The sequence below is a fragment of the Sulfoacidibacillus thermotolerans genome (assembly GCF_003144315.1).
GTDB classification, from domain to species: Bacteria; Bacillota; Bacilli; order Alicyclobacillales; family SLC66; genus Sulfoacidibacillus; species Sulfoacidibacillus thermotolerans.
This window is the reverse complement of record NZ_MPDK01000005.1, coordinates 76,091-96,548: the sequence shown is the minus strand read 5'-3', so window position 1 is coordinate 96,548 and position 20,458 is coordinate 76,091. Positions and strand designations below refer to the sequence as shown.

General features: G+C 47.6%; 17 protein-coding genes. All 17 read right to left on the bottom strand.

What is annotated here, in order from left to right:
- Positions 1-15 precede the first annotated feature (15 nt).
- Positions 16-615: a dipicolinate synthase subunit B gene (locus tag BM613_RS04720; protein ID WP_109430021.1), complete on the bottom strand. Its 600-nt coding sequence runs from the start codon at positions 613-615 to the stop codon at positions 16-18.
- Between the two features lie 3 nt (positions 616-618).
- A complete protein-coding gene (gene dpsA, locus BM613_RS04715) occupies positions 619-1,515 on the bottom strand; it encodes a dipicolinate synthase subunit DpsA (RefSeq protein ID WP_109430060.1) in 897 nt (298 codons plus the stop codon).
- A gap of 109 nt (positions 1,516-1,624) precedes the next feature.
- Positions 1,625-2,098, bottom strand: coding sequence for a dUTP diphosphatase (gene dut / locus BM613_RS04710; protein WP_109430020.1), 474 nt, complete (start codon positions 2,096-2,098; stop codon positions 1,625-1,627).
- A gap of 13 nt (positions 2,099-2,111) precedes the next feature.
- Positions 2,112-3,353 (bottom strand): M16 family metallopeptidase, encoded by a 1,242-nt coding sequence (locus BM613_RS04705; RefSeq protein WP_245926241.1) that lies wholly within the window; start codon positions 3,351-3,353, stop codon positions 2,112-2,114.
- A gap of 100 nt (positions 3,354-3,453) precedes the next feature.
- Positions 3,454-4,503 (bottom strand): polysaccharide deacetylase family protein, encoded by a 1,050-nt coding sequence (locus BM613_RS04700; RefSeq protein ID WP_109430018.1) that lies wholly within the window; start codon positions 4,501-4,503, stop codon positions 3,454-3,456.
- A 145-nt stretch (positions 4,504-4,648) separates the two neighbouring features.
- Entirely contained in the window at positions 4,649-6,886 is a 2,238-nt protein-coding gene (locus BM613_RS04695) for a polyribonucleotide nucleotidyltransferase (RefSeq protein ID WP_109430017.1), read from the bottom strand.
- Positions 6,887-7,000: 114 nt separating this feature from the next.
- Complete coding sequence (gene rpsO / locus BM613_RS04690) at positions 7,001-7,270, bottom strand: 30S ribosomal protein S15 (RefSeq protein ID WP_109430016.1); 270 nt, start codon at positions 7,268-7,270, stop codon at positions 7,001-7,003.
- A gap of 205 nt (positions 7,271-7,475) precedes the next feature.
- Entirely contained in the window at positions 7,476-8,423 is a 948-nt protein-coding gene (locus BM613_RS04685; protein ID WP_109430015.1) for a bifunctional riboflavin kinase/FAD synthetase, read from the bottom strand.
- Positions 8,420-9,358, bottom strand: coding sequence for a tRNA pseudouridine(55) synthase TruB (gene truB / locus BM613_RS04680; RefSeq protein ID WP_109430014.1), 939 nt, complete (start codon positions 9,356-9,358; stop codon positions 8,420-8,422). Before truB ends, BM613_RS04685 begins: the two co-directional genes overlap by 4 nt.
- The gene (locus tag BM613_RS04675; protein ID WP_181362889.1) at positions 9,351-10,346 is read right to left on the bottom strand and encodes a DHH family phosphoesterase; all 996 of its coding nucleotides are present in this window, start codon (positions 10,344-10,346) and stop codon (positions 9,351-9,353) included. Before BM613_RS04675 ends, truB begins: the two co-directional genes overlap by 8 nt.
- 1 nt (position 10,347) lies before the next feature.
- Positions 10,348-10,734, bottom strand: coding sequence for a 30S ribosome-binding factor RbfA (gene rbfA / locus BM613_RS04670; RefSeq protein WP_109430012.1), 387 nt, complete (start codon positions 10,732-10,734; stop codon positions 10,348-10,350).
- A 7-nt stretch (positions 10,735-10,741) separates the two neighbouring features.
- Entirely contained in the window at positions 10,742-13,669 is a 2,928-nt protein-coding gene (infB, locus tag BM613_RS04665; RefSeq protein ID WP_109430059.1) for a translation initiation factor IF-2, read from the bottom strand.
- A gap of 38 nt (positions 13,670-13,707) precedes the next feature.
- Positions 13,708-14,037 (bottom strand): L7Ae/L30e/S12e/Gadd45 family ribosomal protein, encoded by a 330-nt coding sequence (locus tag BM613_RS04660; protein ID WP_245926239.1) that lies wholly within the window; start codon positions 14,035-14,037, stop codon positions 13,708-13,710.
- A complete protein-coding gene (rnpM, locus tag BM613_RS04655; protein ID WP_245926238.1) occupies positions 14,021-14,293 on the bottom strand; it encodes an RNase P modulator RnpM in 273 nt (90 codons plus the stop codon). The genes BM613_RS04660 and rnpM overlap by 17 nt, the downstream gene beginning before the upstream one ends.
- Positions 14,294-14,307: 14 nt before the next feature.
- Positions 14,308-15,393 (bottom strand): transcription termination factor NusA, encoded by a 1,086-nt coding sequence (gene nusA, locus BM613_RS04650; protein WP_109430009.1) that lies wholly within the window; start codon positions 15,391-15,393, stop codon positions 14,308-14,310.
- Positions 15,394-15,431: 38 nt separating this feature from the next.
- Positions 15,432-15,899 (bottom strand): ribosome maturation factor RimP, encoded by a 468-nt coding sequence (gene rimP, locus BM613_RS04645; RefSeq protein ID WP_109430008.1) that lies wholly within the window; start codon positions 15,897-15,899, stop codon positions 15,432-15,434.
- A gap of 167 nt (positions 15,900-16,066) precedes the next feature.
- A complete protein-coding gene (locus BM613_RS04640) occupies positions 16,067-20,449 on the bottom strand; it encodes a PolC-type DNA polymerase III (RefSeq protein WP_245926237.1) in 4,383 nt (1,460 codons plus the stop codon).
- Between the last annotated feature and the right edge of the window lie 9 nt (positions 20,450-20,458).

Genomic DNA, 20,458 nt, shown 5'->3' with positions numbered 1-20,458 from the left:
GTATAAAGATGCTATTTACTGAGCATACTGATAGCGTTCAATCAGCATAGGTTGATACTGCTTCTTTTCAAGGGCCGCAGCAACCGTAGGCATGATCAAATCCATCTTTGCAACCAACGAATTCATTTTTTTAAATGGATCATCTTGACCAAATGGAACAAAGTACATATTTTTTGATGCCAACAATCGAGCCAAATTTACTGCATTTAACCCAAGTCCATCGTTTGTTGAGATCGCGATCACAATCGGACGATCGTTGCGCATCGTAGCTTTAGCAGCCATTAGCACAGGAGAATCTGTCTGCGCATTGGCTAAACGGCTGAGTGTACTCCCTGTACAGGGCGCAATCACGAGTGCATCAAGTAATTTTGTAGGTCCTAGCGGCTCTGCATCAGGCAAAGTAGCGATAGGTTTTTCACCCGTAACTTGTTCAATGCGCGCTGCCCACTCGCCAGCCTCACCAAAACGTGTAGCCACTGCAAGTACTGTATTTGAAAAAATGGGGATCACACGTGCTCCCGCTTGTACAAACCGCTCAATCTCCGGAAAAACTTCTGCATACGTACAATGCGAACCTGTCACAGCAAACCCTATTGTCTTTCCGCTAATGTCCATCGCTTACATACCTCCAGGAGCGTTCAAGGGAGTTTGTATCATCTGCACAATCGTTTGTGCGATAATCCGCCCTGCCGTTTTTGGCGCGACAATTCCTGGTAGGCTAGGTGCCAATACTGCATTTATCCCGCGCTTCTCTGCATAGCGAAAATCTGTTCCTCCTGGTATCGAGGCGATATCAATAATCACACAAGAACGAGGAACGTGGGCTAAGACGTCCGCAGTCAGAATTGGTGCGGGAATCGTGTTAAAGATGACATCGGCATCCGCGATCGCATCAACAAGTTGAGAAAGACCATAAGGTCGCAGTCCCATCTCATAAATCCGCGCTAGCTCTGCTGGTTTACGAGCAAATACTCTCACGTTTGCCCCAATTCCAGACAGCATACGCGCAAGTGTCAAACCACAACGACCAAGGCCCAAAACAGCACAAGTAGACCCGTGAAGTGTAATCTCTGTTCGCTCCATCGCCATCGCGATGGCTCCCTCTGCCGTTGGAATCGAGTTTAAAATTGCAACCTCATCGAGTTCCATGAGGCGAATCAAATTGAGGCCATGTTTATGCGCCAACGTCTGTAACGCAGGCCGTGCAATCCCAGAAAACACCGGCGCTTTCTTTGAAATAGCCGCAAAATGTTCGTCCGACAACCGCAGCGGTGCGTCTGAAAACGCAGCGTCCACTCGTCCTTCGTCGTCCATCCCCGCAATCGGCAGTACAATCACGTCAAAGTCTGCAAGTGCTGCGGGGGATAGCTCCACTTTATGCATATCAGGAAACGAAAGCGACAAACGATCAAAACCGAACAGATACGTCGACGCATCCAAATCGCTCATATAGCGAACGACTTCAATGATGCGCGCGTCACCTCCGATAAACGCCATCTTGATCCCCGTCAACATCATTCCGGGTACCCCTTTCACCTCATTTTACGCCTAGCCAAGAAAAATACAAGGCACGGGATAAATAGACAGAAGCCTACCGCGCATAAAACATCGTATGCGCAGGGGCTCAGCGAGGTGAAAAGGAACTACGTGCATCCGTGGATCCAAATCCGCCAATGCGCGCTTCAGATTCTCTATCCGACGATGAATCCTCATCGACCAGTAAAAATTTAGTAAAAACGCCTTGTGCAATTCGCTCTCCCCGATGGAGTTCAACTTCCTGTTCTCCGATGTTTACCAGAGGTACAAAGATGTGACCTGCATTTGCTGCATTGGCATAGTAATCGGCATCAATTACACCAACGCCATTTGCTAGCATCAGTTGGTACTTTAACGCTAGACTACTCCGTGCATAGACGAGTAAACACTCATCTGGCTGCAGGCGAACTCGCACACCCGTAGGTACAAGCACTACTTGTCGAGGTGAGAGGATCACATCAGAAATCGTAAATAGATCGTATCCTGCTGCGTGTGCTGTCTGCCTTTTTGGCAATTGCAATCCCGTAGAGTCAATAGACGGAACCCATTCAAATCTTCTCATTGCGCGATCTCCTTTACTGCGAAAGAGCAACAGGATACTCTTTAGGTCCTAGCGCTACAATAGAATAGGGACCCGAAAGTACATTTTTGCTGATTTGATTCAACATATCTACGGATATCGTGTCAAGATCCGCAATCACTTGCTCAACCTCGACCTGCCGCCTTAACAACAGTTCGTTTTTTCCTAATCGATTCATCCGATTCAATGTGCTTTCCAAACTCAATAATAAAGAACCTTTTAATTGATTTTTGGCTTTTTCTAGCTCGTTTTTCTGTACCCCATTTCTGATAAAGTGATTCAATTGTTTTAATACTAAGTCGAGCACACTTTGCGCTTTTGTCGGTGAAGCACCAAAATAGATCGTAAGTAAACCCGTATCGCGAAATGCGCTATGGTAAGAAAACACATTATATGCCATCCCGCGTTCTTCTCTAATTTCTTGAAAAAGACGCGAACTAGAACTCGCGCCAAGAATATTATTTAACAAGAGCAGAGCGTCACTTTCCTTTGCATCATAAGCAACTCCCGGCATCGCGAGACAGACATGCGTCTGCTCAACATCTTTTGGACGAAACAGATTTCCTGGACAAAATTGCGCATCGCCGTCGACTAGTGTCTGTAGAGAAGTGGATAATGGATGAAATAGTCTCTCGACAGTTTCTAACATGGCTTGTGCATCGATGTGACCAGAGATCGCGATGACCATATTTTCTGGAGCATAGCGCATCTTGATATATTCCAATAAATCTTGTTGTCCAAAAGAACGCAAGGTACTTTCGTTGCCAAGAATGTTCATGCTTAATGGATGTGCCTGAAACGACTGCTCAACAATCAAATCATGAACGATTTCCTCAGGATCATCCTCATACATTTTAATTTCTTCTACAACAACCTCTTTTTCACGCTCTATCTCATTGCTGTCAAATACAGAATCAAACAACATCTCGGCAAGTGTTTCAATCGCTAATGTCGCATGCTCATCTAATACTTTTGCATGATAACAAGTATATTCTTTCGTGGTATACGCATTGACTTCCCCTCCGATCTGGTCGAAGACTTCCGCCAATTGGCGAGCAGAATGCTTATGGGTCCCTTTAAAAAACATGTGTTCCAAAAAATGCGAGATACCAGACCACTGGACAGGTTCATCACGTGATCCTGTCCCCACCCAAATTCCCATACTCACTGAGCGTACAAAGGGAATTTCCTCTATCACCACACGCAGGCCATTTCTCAATGTGTGTCGAAAAATCAAGGGAAGCCTCCTCACTAAGTAAGCGCCAACCATTTATTCGCAACCATAACTATAGCAGATTACATTTTCTAAACTCAAATTCTCTTTTGGCGTTCTCATTTTAGAGTTTCCCTGATTTACTCAAGGCAACCTGCGCCTCTGCCAATGTTTTTGGAACAGGACGGACAGAACTTAACAATTCGGATACTGTAACTAACTGATAACCATCCTGTTTTAAGGAGCGAATCATCTCTGGCAAAGCTTGCACAGTAGGCTCTGTTGGATGCATGAGAACGAGAGCACCAGGTGTACGTCTTTTCACAATACGTGAGACAATCACAGTGGGACTTGGCTTTCTCCAATCAATCGTATCTAGGGTCCATAAAATTGTCTTCATTTTCATTCCTGCAGCCACCTGCACAACTAAATTATTAAAGTCCCCTGCAGGGGGGGCAAATAACGTGATGTGTTGCCCAGTTGCATGAAAAATTGCCTCATTCGTTTTCGTCAATTGATTGATCATCTGCTCGCGCGACAAACGACTCATCATGGGGTGATTGTAAGCATGACTTCCAATTTCCATTCCTGCAAGAACGATCGATTTTGCCACTTCAGGATTTTTTTTCGCCCACGATCCATCCAAGAAAAAAGTTGCCCGAACTCCATTTTGTCGAAGAATAGAAAGAATCTGTGGGATATATTCAGTTCCCCAAGCCACATTAATCATGAGAGCCATTTGTCGTTTTTGTGGATTTCCACGATAAATAGGTTCTGCAACATAGTCATTTAGGGAGATAGAAGGGGGGATTTGCTGAAAAATGAGTGGTATTTGCGCGGAATTTTGTTTTGCTGCGGCGAGCGTCGCGGGAATATCTAATCGCACGCCGTTTAGTCCTGGTATTAACTTCCATACAGAATCCACACGCGGATTGATCGGTTCTGCATTGTAATATTGTGCGATTTTTGCTAATACTTCTCGCAGTTCATATTGCTGCCCGGTCCCACCCTCGACGCTTTGTGCGACCGCTTTTGACAATGCAGGCAAAACCCCCTCCACTGAACTTTTACTCGGTTGAAATTGCGCCGCCACCAGTGCACAGACAATGCACACCGCAATGATCGCCGTATCACGCGAAAAGATCATCACATGTTTCTTCTGATTCCTCGCCATCGTCTTTCCTCCTGTCCAGTTCAAAAAAGGTCTGGCATCCAATGTGCAATGCCCATTCCTTCATGGACAGGATATGCCTTTGTCCACCTAAATAATACAAAAAGCAGCCAATGAGGCTGCCTGAAGGATCACATTACAACAAACATTAAACGGGATTTCCAGGAGCTTTACGCTCGTCTGACCCACGCCCACGCGTGGAACCTGACGAATTCCCCCTGCGTTCACCTGGACGATTGTGATCGCCTGCGCGGATATTCGAACGTTTTTCTCCCTCTGGGCGCGGTGGCAAATCGACAAGTACAACGCCCTCATCGCGTAATACTTCTCGATGAGAGAGATTGATTCGACCTTGTCCATCAATTTCTGTCACTTTCACCTTGAGTGAATCGCCAACTTTTACGACGTCCTCTGACTTTTTGACGCGATCAGCAGCCAATTGAGAGACGTGAACAAGCCCTTCTTTACCTGGCAAAATTTCAACAAACGCACCATAACTTTCTACACGTGTCACTTTTCCTATATACGTCTGCCCTACTTCAACATCGCGCACAATGCCCTCGATGATACTTTTTGCACGTTCTCCTGCATCAACATCTGTCGCCGAAATAAAAATTCGACCATCTTGTTCAATGTCGATTTTGACACCCGTATCTTCAATAATCTTATTGATTACTCGTCCACCTGGTCCAATCACTTCGCGGATTTTATCAGGATTGATACGCATTGTGAGAATGCGTGGAGCAAATTTAGACAATTCACTGCGTGGTTGATGAATCACCGATAGCATTTTATCGAGAATAAACATCCGGCCCGCATGCGCTTTTTCAAGCGCCGTCTGCAATATACTGCGATCGATGCCACCGATTTTTATATCCATCTGTAGCGCGGTAACCCCATCGGCAGTCCCGGCTACCTTAAAATCCATATCGCCAAGATGGTCTTCCATTCCTTGTATATCTGTCAAAACAGCAACGTTATTGCCTTCTTTGACAAGTCCCATTGCAACACCGGCAACGGGTGCCTTAATTGGAACTCCCGCATCCATCAATGCCAAAACGGAAGCGCAAATCGAAGCTTGAGAAGAAGAACCATTGGATTCAAGAACTTCAGACACGAGTCGGATTGTATAGGGAAACACATCTTCAGATGGGATAATCGGTTCAATTGCTCGTTCACCAAGTGCCCCATGTCCAATGTCACGCCGACTTGGCGGACGCAGTGGACGCGCTTCACCTGTTGAAAACGGTGGGAAGTTATAGTGATGCATAAATCGTTTACTTTCTTCCATCCCAAGCCCATCAAGAATCTGCACGTCACCTAACGCACCAAGCGTACAAACAGACAACGCCTGTGTTTGTCCACGCGTAAACAGGCCAGATCCATGCGTTCGCGGCAAAACACCCGCTTCTACCGATATCGGACGAATTTCATCTAGAGCTCGTCCATCTGGACGCAGTCCGTCAACCACGATCGCTTGTCGTACAATCTCTTTGACAATATCGTGTAAAACTTCCGCAATTGCAGCTGTTTGGTCAGGAAACTGTTCCGCAAGCGCTTCTTGCGTTTCCTTTACAACAGCGTCAATCGCTTCTTGTCGACTGTGCTTCTCAGCCGTATAAGTTGCTTCGCGCAATTTTTCAGTCGCATATGCGCGCACCGTGGTTGCAATCGCTTCATCCACTTTGTGCAAAGTCACTGCCATCTTGGGCTTTGCTGCTTCTCTTGCAAACGCGTCAATTCCTTCTATGACACGTTGAATCTCTTCATGGCCAAACATGATCGCTTCGAGCATTTGTTCTTCAGGAATTTCCTTTGCGCCCGCCTCAACCATCATAATCGCATCGCGCGTTCCGGCCACAACTAAATGCAAGTCACTTTTTTCCGCCTGCGCCGCCGTTGGATTAATGATAAACTGACCATCCACGCGCCCTACCACAACCCCTGCAATCGGACCGTTAAACGGAACGTCAGACACTGTTAAAGCCGCCGATACCCCGATCATCCCTGCAATCTCAGGAGCACAATCTTGATCGACAGAAAGTACCATGACAACAACTTGTACATCATTGCGAAAGCCATCCGCAAAAAGCGGACGAATCGGACGATCGATTAAACGACTCGCTAGAATCGCTTTTTCGCTCGGACGGCCCTCTCTTTTTATAAAGCCACCAGGGATTTTCCCCACTGCGTAAAGTCGCTCTTCATAATTCACAGTGAGTGGAAAAAAATCCAGTGACGATGGTTCCTTCGATGCTGTCACCGTGGCAAGAACAACCGTTTCACCATATTGTACAAGGACAGCGCCATTGGCTTGTTTAGCTAGTCGTCCCGTTTCAAAGGTCAATGGTCTCCCACCGAGCGAGATCGTATGTCGATAGATCATCAGATAACCCCCTCTCAAATCACTCATCCTGCCTATGTATCTTCAGCGCGCCCCTGCGACAGTCGACCGCAAGAAGCAAAGGAGAAGCGGGATGGTCCCGCTCCTCCAGAGCTTCTAGTGACGAAGTCCAAGCCGCGTAATGAGCGCGCGATAACGATTAATGTCGTTTTCACGCAAATATCTCAACAAATGAGCACGCTTGTAAACCATCTTAAAGAGTCCGCGACGAGAATGATGATCTTTCTTGTGCGTACGGAAGTGTTCATTCAAGTAATTGATGCGCTCAGTGAGAAGTGCTACTTGCACTTCTGGAGACCCAGTATCCCCCTCGTGAACTGCAAAAGCTTGAATAATTTCTGTTTTGCGTTCTTGCGTTAAAGCCATCGATTTCCCTCCACAATTTGTCCATGCGATCACTCGCAGCACAGTATGCGACGGAGCACCGCGATACCGAGCTGCAGTTAATAGCGCAAAGAGCACGCTAACCCGCACTTTTTGGATTTCGTACCTAAAGATCCTACGATCAGTATGGCACAATCGTTATAAGTATACACAGCGTAAGATGAAGAGTAAAGAATTAACTGATGCATTATTGTATGGGAGTTACCCACACGATCGCCGTGTGTACATCGCGTGCCAGTTGCTCTTGCAACTCCATAAGACTCGAAAAGCGGCGTTCCTCTCGCACGTAATGCAAAAAGTCCACATCTAACTGAATCCCATAAAGGTCTCCTGCAAAATCAGGAATGTGTACCTCGACACTCAACACTCCGTCTTCATAAATAGTAGGCCGAGTACCAATATTCATAACTGCACGCCTTTTTTCCCCTAAAATCCAGACATCCACAATATATACTCCTGATTTTGGAAGAACATAGTTTTCGCTTAACGATAAATTCGCTGTTGGAAACCCGATCTCACGTCCACGCTGATCCCCTTTACTCACTTGTCCGCGCACACGGTACGGGCGACCCAACAAACGCGTAGCGCGCGCAATGTCCCCTTCTTCCAATTTTTTGCGAATTACAGAACTGCTCACAGGAATCCCGTCACAATCAATCGGTTGAACAACATCTACCAATATATTGTATGTTCTACCGATTTCTATCAAGTCCTCCGGTGTATAACGCCCATTTTTGCCAAAACGAAAATCATAACCGACCACAAGATGACAAGCACCAAGTGGCAATAAGTAGTGCTCCATAAATTCTTTAGCGCTCTGTTGCTGAAAACGCGTGTCAAACTGTGCGACAAACGTAGTCGCTATTCCAAGCGTCGCAGCAATGCGCGCCCGTTCTTTAAGGGGAGTAAGCAGTCGCTCATAAGCAGTATCCCCCGTAAGCGCAAAGCGCGGATGAGGATCAAACGTAAAAAGTGATGCCGTTGCATGCAGTTTCTTCGCCACTTCGACTGCGCGCGAAATGACCGCCTGATGAGCGATGTGGATCCCATCGAATTTGCCAATGGCAAAAGTTCGTTGCGTCGCTTTCTCCGGGATCGGTGAGCCATCGAGTTGAATGAGAGTTGGCTTAGTCATTCATTCACCGCCTGCCAAAGAACTTTTTTCGGAATTAACGTGCACACATCGGCCTGTATAGTCGCAATCTCATACACCGCAACAAGCTCTCCCGTTTCAAGATGTACACGCACCAAAGTCGCAGGTGAAAGATCAAGTTTGCGAAAAGCACTTTGGGTGATTTTCGAAACAGAAGAAACGAAACTTTGACCGTTTACAACAACATGCAGTGCATCTGATGACAGGGAGATGACTGGCATGTGCAAAATCGCTTGCTCAGGAGGCAAAACGAGTTCCCACATGCGCTCGCGAATCGCCTCCAAGGTTTGCGCTTGTCCTATATGAAAAGGACCCGTTTGCGTGCGCATTAAATGCCCCATGTGAGCTGGCAAATCAAGCGCGGCGCCAAGATCCTGACATAGCGTGCGAATATAAGTCCCTTTACTGCAACGCACAGTAAAAGTAACCTGTACCGTCTGCGCAACTTGTGTGACGTGTTCTACGACTAACTCATAAATTGTGATTGGCCTAGGTGCCAATTTTACTTCAAGCCCTTTACGGGCAAGCTCATACGCCCGCTTTCCACTAATCTTCAAAGCGGAATATGCAGGTGGAGTTTGCCACTGCATTCCAATAAACTGTTGGAATACAGTATCGATTTGTTGCCTTGTTACTGCTGTTGCGTCAACTGCAGCCACTATCTTTCCACTCGCATCTTGCGTGTCTGTACTAATACCAAGCACCAAAACAGCTTGATAACTTTTTTCATCCGCCAACACATACTCCGTCAAACGCGTCGCCCGGCCTAGAAAAATCGGCAAAACTCCCACAGCATCTGGATCGAGTGTGCCAGCATGTCCTGCCTTTTTAACACCTAGCGCGCGTTTGACTTGAGTAACTGTTTGCTGCGAAGTCATTTGTGGGGGTTTATTTACTACCACAATGCCACTATGCATTGGCTTCGCGCACCTTGTGCAAGGTTTCGTGTACCGCCGCTTCCACTTCTTTCATCACGATTTGCACGGCAGATTGTAGAGGGCCAGGAACTTCACATCCTGCTGCGCGCACATGTCCACCCCCACCAAATACCAGAGCAATCTGGGCTACATCAACAAACTCCCGCGATCGCAAACTGACCTTCACCATACCGTCTGGGCGCTCACGAAAGAGCAATCCAACTTCTACACCAACGAGTGTACGTGGATATGGCAAAAGTACTTCGACATCCCCATCGCGCGCTCCAGAAGCCTTTAGCATAGACTGATCCACTGCCACATAGGCAATTAGGCCGCTCTCATGAACAGTCAATGTCGATAAACCAAGGCGTACCAGCTCAATCTGCTCGCGAGTCATTGCTTCAAGCACGCGGTCAGCAACTAAAAACGGTTCGATATCGTACGACAGCAAATCTGCAGCTGCGAGATGAATTTCAGGAGTAGTGTTGTTATAGTGGAACCCTCCTGTATCAAATACAATACCCGTATAAAGAACAAGCGCGAGCGAGCGATTCATCGGCAGTTGATTCGCTCGAATAAAACGGTAAAGCACAAGACATGTAGCTGATGCTTCAGCTTGCACCAGATTTAATGTACCAAAATGATTATTCGTCCCATGATGATCGATATTGATCAACTGTCCATTTGGCGCAATTAAACGTACTGCTTCACCAAGCCGCCGCAAATCAGCACAATCGACCGCAACTGCATACTGAAAGAATTCTGTCACTGCACTCGTACGCAAAAATCGTTCAACACCTGGCAAAAACTGATACCGCTCAGGGATCTCATCATCATTCACAAGAACGCAGGGCCTGCCAAAAGTGTCACACAGGTGAGCAACAGCCAAGGCCGCACCGATCGCATCACCATCTGGACTGACATGGCAAATGATCAACAAAGGATCACTAGGAACTCGCAAAGCTTCATATATCGCTTGAAAGCTCACGTTATTGATCCTCATCGTCCCCTTTCCGTTCCACTTTTAACGTGTCGTCTGGAGGGAGGATCTCATGCAGGACATGTTCAATCCTAGCACTGTAGTCAATCGATTGATCTAATCGAAACTGTAATTCCGGGACCACGCGCAACCGCATGCGTGCACCAAGCTCTGAGCGAATAAAGCCCTTGGCTCGTTCCAATCCGCGCATCGACTCTTGTTTTTGCTCCTCCGTTCCCATGACCGAAACGTAAATTTTGGCATACGCAAGATCGTTTGTTACATCCACATCGGTAACTGTGACAAAGCCGATGCGCGGATCTTTTAGGTGATGCTGGAGAATATCACTCATTTCTCTTTGCAACTGCAGAGCAATTCGCTGTACGCGAAGTTTCATAAGTCACCTACTCCGCTTTGATGGCTTCCATCTTGTACGCTTCAACGATGTCGCCCTCTTTTAGATCATTAAAGTGTTCAAGAGTAAGACCGCATTCATAACCACTGGCCACTTCTTTGGCATCATCTTTAAACCGCTTCAGCGAATCCAACTTCCCTTCAAATACGACAACTCCACTGCGGATCAAGCGCACTTCCGCATCGCGCACAAGTTTGCCATCTAGGACAAATGCGCCAGCAATCGTGCCAACCTTGGAGATCTTAAACAGCTGGCGAATTTCAGCGCGCCCGAGTATGACTTCTTTATACTCTGGATCTAACATTCCTTTTGATGCTGCTTCAATTTCTTCGATCAGATGATAAATCACGCGATGCAAACGCACATCAACTTTCTCTGATTCTGCCATTTTAGCAGCATTTGGCTCCGGGCGAACGTTAAATCCGATAACAATGGCATTGGAAGCAGAGGCTAAGAGAATATCTGATTCAGTAATGGCACCAACCCCCGTATGAATCACGCGGATCCGCACTCCACTCACATCAATCTTTTGCAGAGCCCCGAGAACAGCTTCTGCTGATCCATGAACATCTGCCTTAAGAATGACGTTTAGATCTTTTACTTCGCCTTCTTGGATTTGCTTATACAAATCATCCAGCGTAACCCGCGACGTAGCGCCAAGCTCTTCGGCGCGTTGGCGCATTGATCGCCGCTCTGCAACAAGCCGTCCTTGACGCTCATCATCATAAACGACAAACGGATCGCCAGCGCTTGGCACAGCCGAAAGGCCGATGATCTCAACTGGAGTGGCTGGAAGCGCCTCTTTTACTCGGCGGCCGCGATCATTTACCATCGCTCGTACTTTTCCATAGGTATTGCCCGCAACGACGACATCCCCTACGCGCAACACACCATTTTGAACTAAGACGGTCGCGACCGGTCCTCTGCCGCGATCGAGTTCCGCTTCAATAACGGTTCCTCGCGCACGCATGGTCAAACTCGCCTTCAGATCTGCAACTTCTGCTACGAGCAGAATCATCTCCAGTAATTCTTCAATTCCTTGCTTCTTTAGCGCTGACAAAGGAACAAAGATCGTATCCCCGCCCCATTCTTCTGCGACAAGTCCATACTCTGTCAATTCCTGCTTGATCCGATCCGGATTTGCATCAGGTTTATCGATTTTATTAATCGCGACGATGATGGGGACGTTCGCCGCCTTTGCATGGTTGATCGCCTCAATTGTTTGGGGCATTACTCCGTCATCTGCCGCAACGACAAGAACGGTGATATCTGTTACTTGGGCGCCGCGAGCCCGCATCGTCGTAAACGCTGCATGGCCTGGCGTGTCCAGAAAAGTGATTTTCTTTTGATTGATTTCCACCTGGTATGCGCCTATATGCTGGGTAATCCCGCCGGCTTCAGAAGCCGTGACATTCGTTTGTCGAATCGCATCAAGTAATGTGGTTTTCCCGTGATCAACATGCCCCATGATGGTAACAACGGGCGGACGCTGTTCTAATGAAGCTTCGTCCATTTCCTCAACCAACATTTCCTCTGCTTCCAAATCGCGCGGCGCTTGCACAGTGACTTCTGTATTTAACTCGGCACCCACTAAAACCATCGTATCCGGATCAATCTCCTGATTAATCGTCACAGGCATCCCTAGGAACAACAGCTTTTTGATGACTTCGGAAGCTTCGCGTCGAATCAAGTGAGCAAATTCAGCCACCGTCATCGGTGCATCTACCGTCACTTGACGCGGAACTTCAGGAGCTTTTACCGCTTGATTGGCTCGCGTATCGCGACGACCCCTTGGCGGTTGAATCTTGTGGTTATTCTCACGCTTTTCAGCCATGCTTGGACGCCCACCATTGCGATCACCCGCCCGACGCCGCTGCCCACCTGCTTGATTACTGCGATTCAGATCGTTCGGACTGCTTTCAAATCGGGCCGACGTACCAGACGCTGGCGTGCCACCAAACGACCCAGATGCCCCTTGCCGCCGATGATCAGGACGAGAGCTCGCTCCACCGGAAAATCCCGACTTGTGATCATTGGGTCGCGCAGACGCACCAGCGTATGCCGGCCGCGAAGAAGCTCCTTGATTGCGCGCATCGCCTTGCGATCCACTATACGGTGTGCGTTGATTGCGCGCGTTTTGACCTGTTTGTCCTTGTGAACGACCTGCACCTTGTTGTGACGGACGATTCCCATTTTGATGAGGCGGTCGATTGCTTGACCCCGGCTGACGCCGATCTGCGGTACTACTTGAAGCATCGTTCGAAACACGCAAACGACGCTCGCCGCTATCTACACGCTGCGCATCTGGAGTGTTTGAACGCGTCCCACCGCCATTGCGATAGTTCGAAGTATTACTGCCCGATCGCTCACCTGTTCCTTGCGAACGCGCCCGATCCCGGTCACTACGGTAATTTCCTTGATTATTATACGGTCGATTGCGATCTCCAGAAGAACGAAGCGGTTGAACCTGACCAATGCGCGCACCAGTAATTTGCGAACCTGCCTCTTCTTCGACTTCCACGCTCGCTACAGGTTGCCCATCAGGCCTGTCGAAAGATGGAAGAGCCGTTTCTTGGCTAAACGCTCCACTCTCCACCTTTACGTTCGCGCGACCATTTGTCACATCGCCTCGTTCATCTGTCGCCGCGCGCTCCGTTTGCAGGCGCGAACTGCCTTTCGTTTCAACAGACTCTTCATTTGGACTTGCAACCGCCGTGCTGACAGAGCCCACAATGCGCTCTGGACGAGATGCTTCTCGTCGCTCTTGCATCGCAATTGTCCGAGCTGCCGCGCGCGCTTTCACATCAGAAAAAAAGCCTTCTACAGCGGCCACCATCTCAGGCTCCATCACACTCATGTGATTATTCACCGGAATATTCAACCGACTTAAAATTGTAATGATTTCTTTGCTCGACATATTGAGTTGCTTTGCATATTCATACACCCGCAATTTTGTCAAATATCTACACCTCCAACAATCTGCTCTACTACTTCTTTAATTCGTTTGGAGAATTTTTCATCCGTGATCGCCACCACCGTTCTCTCCTCTTTGCCAATCGCTCGCCCCAATACATCTCGCGTGAGAACTGTGGCAAAAGGGATTCCATAAAACGTGCACTTATCTCTGATTTTCTTTGCGCCATTTGCTCCGGCATCTTGCGCAATCAGAACATATCGCGCAGTGGCAGCTCGAATATGTGAAAGGCAAACATCGTCTCCTGAGACAAGTGCCCGCGCCCGCGCTGCGAGACCAAGTAACCCAAGCAGATCAGTTGTCTTGCTCACGCGTTTCCACCACACCGAACAGATGTTCATATACTTCATCATTCAACTGTGCCTTTAATGCTCGTTCTAAAGCTTTTCGCTTGCGCGCAATGTCAAAACATGCGCGCGAAGGACAGATATAAGCGCCGCGGCCCGCCAATTTTCCAGTGAGATCCACCTGAACCATCCCCTCAGGTGTTAAAACGATTCGTACCATACTACGCTTAGGCTTCTGTTCTTGACATCCCACACACTGCCGAAGTGGAACTTTTCGCACCGCGATGCACCCTCCTACTCGCGCAAAAATGCATCCCGTTCAAGATCGGAGAACACAGATGAAGAGCGTCCAACTTGACTTTCGCTCTTAATATCAATTTTCCATCCCGTCAGTTTAGCTGCCAAACGCGCATTTTGCCCTTCTTTTCCAATAGCGAGTGACAATTGATGGTCAGGAACGATGACTCGTGCCACTTTTTCACTCTCATGAACCTCTACATCGACAACTTTGGCTGGAGAAAGAGCACTTGCAACATAAATAGCGGGGTCATTACTCCACTCGATCACATCAATTTTCTCTCCGCGCAATTCTGTAACAATCGACTGAATGCGCATCCCTTTCGGGCCAACACACGCTCCGATCGGATCGACATCTGCATTATGCGAGTACACAGCAACTTTTGAGCGCGATCCAGCTTCTCGAGCCACCGACTTTACTTCGACAACTCCCTCGTAAATTTCCGGCACTTCGAGTTCAAGCAACCTGCGCAAAAGTCCCGGATGAATGCGCGAAAGTAAAATTTGCGGACCTTTTGTCGTCTTTTCCACACGCAAGATATACGCGCGCACGCGATCGCCAAGCTCTAACTTTTCACTTGGAATTTGTTCCGAAACAGCAAGTAAAGCTTCCGTACGTTCTAAATCGACATAAGAATAGCGGCCATCTTGCCGCGTAATCACGCCAGACACGATATCTTCTTCCATGTCTGCATATGCGTTGTAAATAATGCCGCGTTCCGCTTCGCGAATGCGCTGAGTGACCACCTGCTTTGCAGTTTGCGCCGCGATTCGGCCAAACTCGCGCGGCGTCACTTCAACCTCGACAATATCCCCCAAACGGTATGAAGCACTAATGTCCATTGCCGCGTCAAGCGACATTTCAAGACGCGGATCGCGCGGCGTCTCAACCACTGTTTTACGAGCGTAGACATGGATGCTTCCAGACAATCGATCGATCTCTACACGCACATTTTGCGCAGAATTAAAATTGCGCTTATAAGCAGAAATCAGCGCGGCCTCAATCGCTTCGATCAAGATCCCGCTGCTGATTCCACGCTCTTTCTCTAATTCGTCGAGCGCCTCAATAAAATCTGCGTTCACGTTAGGCTAACCCCCTTAACACCCATCAAAAACTCTACTTACCAGACAAGAGCTAGCCGAGCTGCCGCTATTTTCTCTTTTGGCACCGCAAACACTGCGCCATCTTCCTCGACGCGCAGAACTTCATCAGAAAAAGACAGAAGTGTCCCTTCGATATTCTTCTTTCCGTCAAGCGGTTCATAAAAAGAGAGAAATACGCGTTTCCCTACAGCTCGTTCAAAATCACGCTCTGTTTTAAGTGGTCGCTCCGCACCAGCAGAAGAAACTTCAAGAAAATACGCATTCGGGATTGGATCGACTTCATCCAAGGCAGTTGACAGTGTTTCACTGACGTGCGCACAATCGTCTAAATCAACCGCCCCACCTGGGCGATCGAGAAACACTCGCAAAATCCAGTTAGCGCCTTCCTTTTTATACTCCACTTCAACAAGTTCAAGTCCAGCTTCCCGCAAAACCGGCGCGACCATCTCAGCGACGAGATCTGTCACCTTTTGCTTGGCTGCCATAAACACCCTCCTGACCCCCTTACTCTTAAGGGGTCGCACAAATCATACAAACGAAAGAGTGGGGAACCCCCACTCTTGCTCCGCAGGAAAGTATAACACTTTCTGTCATCCCGATTATACCATGAGCAGCCAGACGGTTCAACCCCTCTTGCCTTTTGCTCTCTTCGTTAAAAAAGTGTCAGTTGGTTTGATTCAGGGAGTCCCTCTAAACAGCCAAAGTGCTGGAGCAACTCGATGACATTCTTTGATATACGCGCGCGGTCAATCAAGTCTTCAACCGATAAAAAAGGACCCATTTCACGCGCGGCGACAATGTTTCTTGCTGCAGCTTCGCCAATTCCTGAAGCAGCTGTAAATGGAGGCAAAAGCCCATTGTCTCGCACCAAAAAGCGCGTCGCATCCGATTGATATAAATCTATAGGATGAAATTTAAACCCGCGCCTCGTCATCTCTAAAGCCACTTCAAGTACAGTCTGTAAGGATTTTTCCTTAGGCGTCGCATGTACCCCTTTTTCCTCAACTTCTTCAAGCCTCTGCCAGATGGCATCTGCCCCCCGCGCCATAATTTCGAGTTCAAAGTCTTCAGCCCGCACCGTAAAATAGGCCGCATAAAAACTAAGTGGCTCATACACTTTAAAATACGCAATGCGCACTGCATTAAGTACATAGGCTGCCGCATGTGCTTTAGGAAACATGTATTTAATTTTACGGCATGAATCCATATACCAGTCTGGTACTTCAAATGATCTCATGTATTCTGCATCTTCTTCTGTTAACCCTTTGCCCTTGCGTACGGATTCCATAATTTTAAATGCGCGCGAAGGATCCAAGCCACGGTAAATCAAGTACACCATGATATCATCACGACAACAAATTACCTGATTTAAAGGTGCCGTTCGCTGACGAATCAGTTCTTGCGCGTTATTTAGCCACACATCTGTACCGTGCGACAACCCTGAAATTCTGACTAAATCAGCAAATGTACTGGGTTTTGTATCTTCAAGCATTTGTCGCACAAACTTAGTCCCGAATTCAGGGATTCCATACGTTCCCGTTTGTGATCGAATTGCTTGCGGGGAGACACCTAAAGACTCCGTCCCACAAAACAATGCATAGACTTTCGGATCATCCACGGGCACTTGGCGCACATCAATTCCTGTCATATCTTGCAACATGCGAAGTACTGTCGGATCGTCATGACCCAAAATGTCCAGTTTCAGCAAATTGTCGTGAATCGCATGAAAATCAAAATGTGTCGTGCGCATCTCTGCGGTGCGATCATCAGCAGGATACTGAATCGGACAAAAATCGTAAATTTCGTGATCGTTTGGCACAATAATCAAGCCGCCTGGATGCTGACCTGTCGTTCGCTTAATCCCCGTACACCCCGCCACGAGCCGCTGCATTTCCGCTGTGCGCAACACTTTGCCACGATCTTCTGCCCATTTCTTAACATATCCGAAAGCCGTTTTTTCAGCAATTGTAGAGATTGTACCTGCACGATAGACATACTCTGCACCAAATAGTTCTTCCGTATATTTATGCGCACGCGCTTGATACTCGCCGGAGAAATTGAGATCAATATCTGGAACTTTATCTCCTTTAAACCCTAGAAAAGTCTCAAACGGAATATCTTGACCATCCTTTTTCATCGGTTGCTGACAAGTTGCACACAACTTGTCTGGCAAATCAAATCCCGATCCGATCGAACCATCAAGAATAAACTCACTCGTTTGGCAAGTTTCACATAAGTAATGGGGCGGTAACGGATTCACTTCGGTGATATCAAGCATCGTCGCAACAAGTGAAGATCCCACTGACCCACGCGATCCCACAATGTAGCCATCTTCTAAACTCTTCGTTACTAACTTATGGGCAATCAAGTAGTTTACTGCAAAGCCATGTGTAATAATACTGTGCAATTCTTTTTGCAAGCGCTCATCCACCACTTGAGGCAACGGATCCCCATACAAACGATGAGCCTTAGCTAGGGCAAGTGAGCGAACTTGTTCATCTGCCCCCTCCATGTTAGGCGGATACACTTGATTCGGCAGAGGAAAAACGGTTTCAATTTGCTCCGCGATTTTACGGCTATTTGACACGACGATTTCTTTTGCACGAGCGCCTAAGTGTGAAAAAGCATCTAGCATTTGCTGCGTTGTGCGAAAAGTCAACGGCGGCTGCTTTACCCCCGGTTTTACATCTTTGCGACCGGGAGCGCTATGCATGATAATTTCGCGATAAATTGCATCTTGATCGCGCAAAAAATGCACGTCCCCGGTAGCTACCACTGGTTTTTGCAGCTCATCTGCAAGGGCTAACAGGCGTTTATGATACTGTGCGACAACCTCGTAACTTCCTACTTCACCAGATTCAATCAACGCACCATAATGATCAAGTGGCTGCAATTCAATAAAATCATAGAATTCCAGAAGTGCACGCAGTTCTTGATCTGTTTTCCCGCGCAAGAGAGCCTGAAACACTTCGCCATACTTACAACCCGATCCAATCAGCAAACCCTTTCGGTATTGTTTGAGCAATTGTCGTGGCGTCCGAGGTTCCCGGTAAAAATAGTCGACATGAGCAGCAGAGATGAGGCGATATAAATTGCGCAACCCTTGTTGCGTCTGCACTAAAACTGTTGCATGATAGGCGCGACTGCGCGCAAAATCTCCACCTTTTGCACCTAGAGCTGAAAGGTCACTTAAGTTTCGTACCGATGAAATGTGCTGCGCTTCTTCAAGCAACTTATAAAATACCTTACCCGTCGCTTCAGCATCGGCAAGTGCACGGTGATGTTGCGTGAGTGTAACATGGTACTTCTGTGTAAGTGTCTTTAAACGGTGATTGCGATCTGTCGGCAAAAGTGTGCGCGCAAGTGCCAACGTGTCAATTGTCGACTGAGAAAAAGGCGGCAACCCGAGTTTAGCAGCCTGCACACTTAAAAAAGACAAATCAAATTCAGCGTTGTGAGCAACCAAAATGGCACCTTCACAAAACGCTTGAAACTTTGGCAAAACGATATCCACAGTAGGTTTCCCTGCTACCATCTCATTTGTGATGTTCGTAATTTCCGTGATTTTCTCTGGAATCGGGTTCGCCGGGGCAATTAACTCCGCAAACGTGTCAATCACTTCTCCGCGCCTCATCTTCACGCCGGCAATTTCAATAAGTTCATGCTCCGCGGCTGACAAACCCGTTGTCTCTGTATCAAACACCACATAGATCGTATCTTCCGAGAGAGGGGTATCCTGCATTTGATAAACAATCGTTTGTCCAATATCAATCAGATTGATTTCAACCCCATATAAAACCTTGATCTCATGTTTTTTAGCTGCCGCGTACGCCTCTGGATATGCCTGTACAACTCCATGATCGGTAATCGCAATCGCAGAATGGCCATACGCTTTTGCCGCCGCTACGAGATCTCCAGCTGAAACCACCCCATCTAAGGCACTCATCTGCGTATGCGCATGCAATTCGACTCGCTTTTCTTCAGCTTCGTCACGCTCTCTGGCCGGCTCATACTCGATCAAATCATTAACCTGTAAGACGAGTTCTTTTGAATACGTGTCATATTGCACGGAACCACGCACACGCACGTACATCCCATCTTTTACAGATGGCAGAGGAAGCTCTTTTTTTCCACCGCGAGAAAACATTTTACAAGTAATTGAATCTTTTTCATCCGTCAAATAAAATTGGCACAATCGTCGTCCATTCGCTAAATCGCGCCATTCAACAGCAAACAAACGTCCCTCTACAACGACTCTGCGCATCTCATCTTGAATCAGCGCAATGGAAATAGCCGGTTCTAAAATCGCTTGTCCATATTCGATACATTGCGCTGTTTGCCCACTCGATTCTTTGTCTACTGTAACTTGCTGGCGCAAAACATCCCAATCTTGCTGTTCGATCTCTTGACGAAATTGCACAACACGTTGCTCTTCATCTGTATCAGTACAAAGTTCAACTGTAAACGACTGAACTCTCAGCAGAACGCACAGCAAATCTGCCAATTTCTGATCAACCTGACGCGCACGCAATAACTTAATCGAACCTGCCACGCGCAATTGAATTTTCCTATCTCCAGATAAGCGCCATTCGACCTGTTGCAGTTCACCCCGCAGCGCAGGCTCACGCTCCATCAGCATCCACACTGCTAGAGCGAGACTGACACCATAATCAATGGATTCGGTTGCTATAGACTTACTTTGCACCTCTTCCCATGGAGCCAATTGGACCGCGCCAGCATCAAGATCAGCATATTCCATCAAAACGGTTGCTTCTGGTACTCGCCCTTGCAAAAACGCCCACGCGCTAACCAGTTCAAAAACGGACAGCGCACAGTTTGGTTCGAGAACCACATGCACCCGGCGATCAGTTCCCTTAATATTTACATTCCGTACGAAAGGAACGATCGCATCGAGTGATCGCTGATCGACTCGCACACGATCTGCCACTTCCTTCACAAGTAAAGGAAAGAATCCGTGATCTTCTTTAGGAGTTTCTGCTCTCTCCACAACTGCATCTGATGATTCCTGTGTCACCCTACCCAA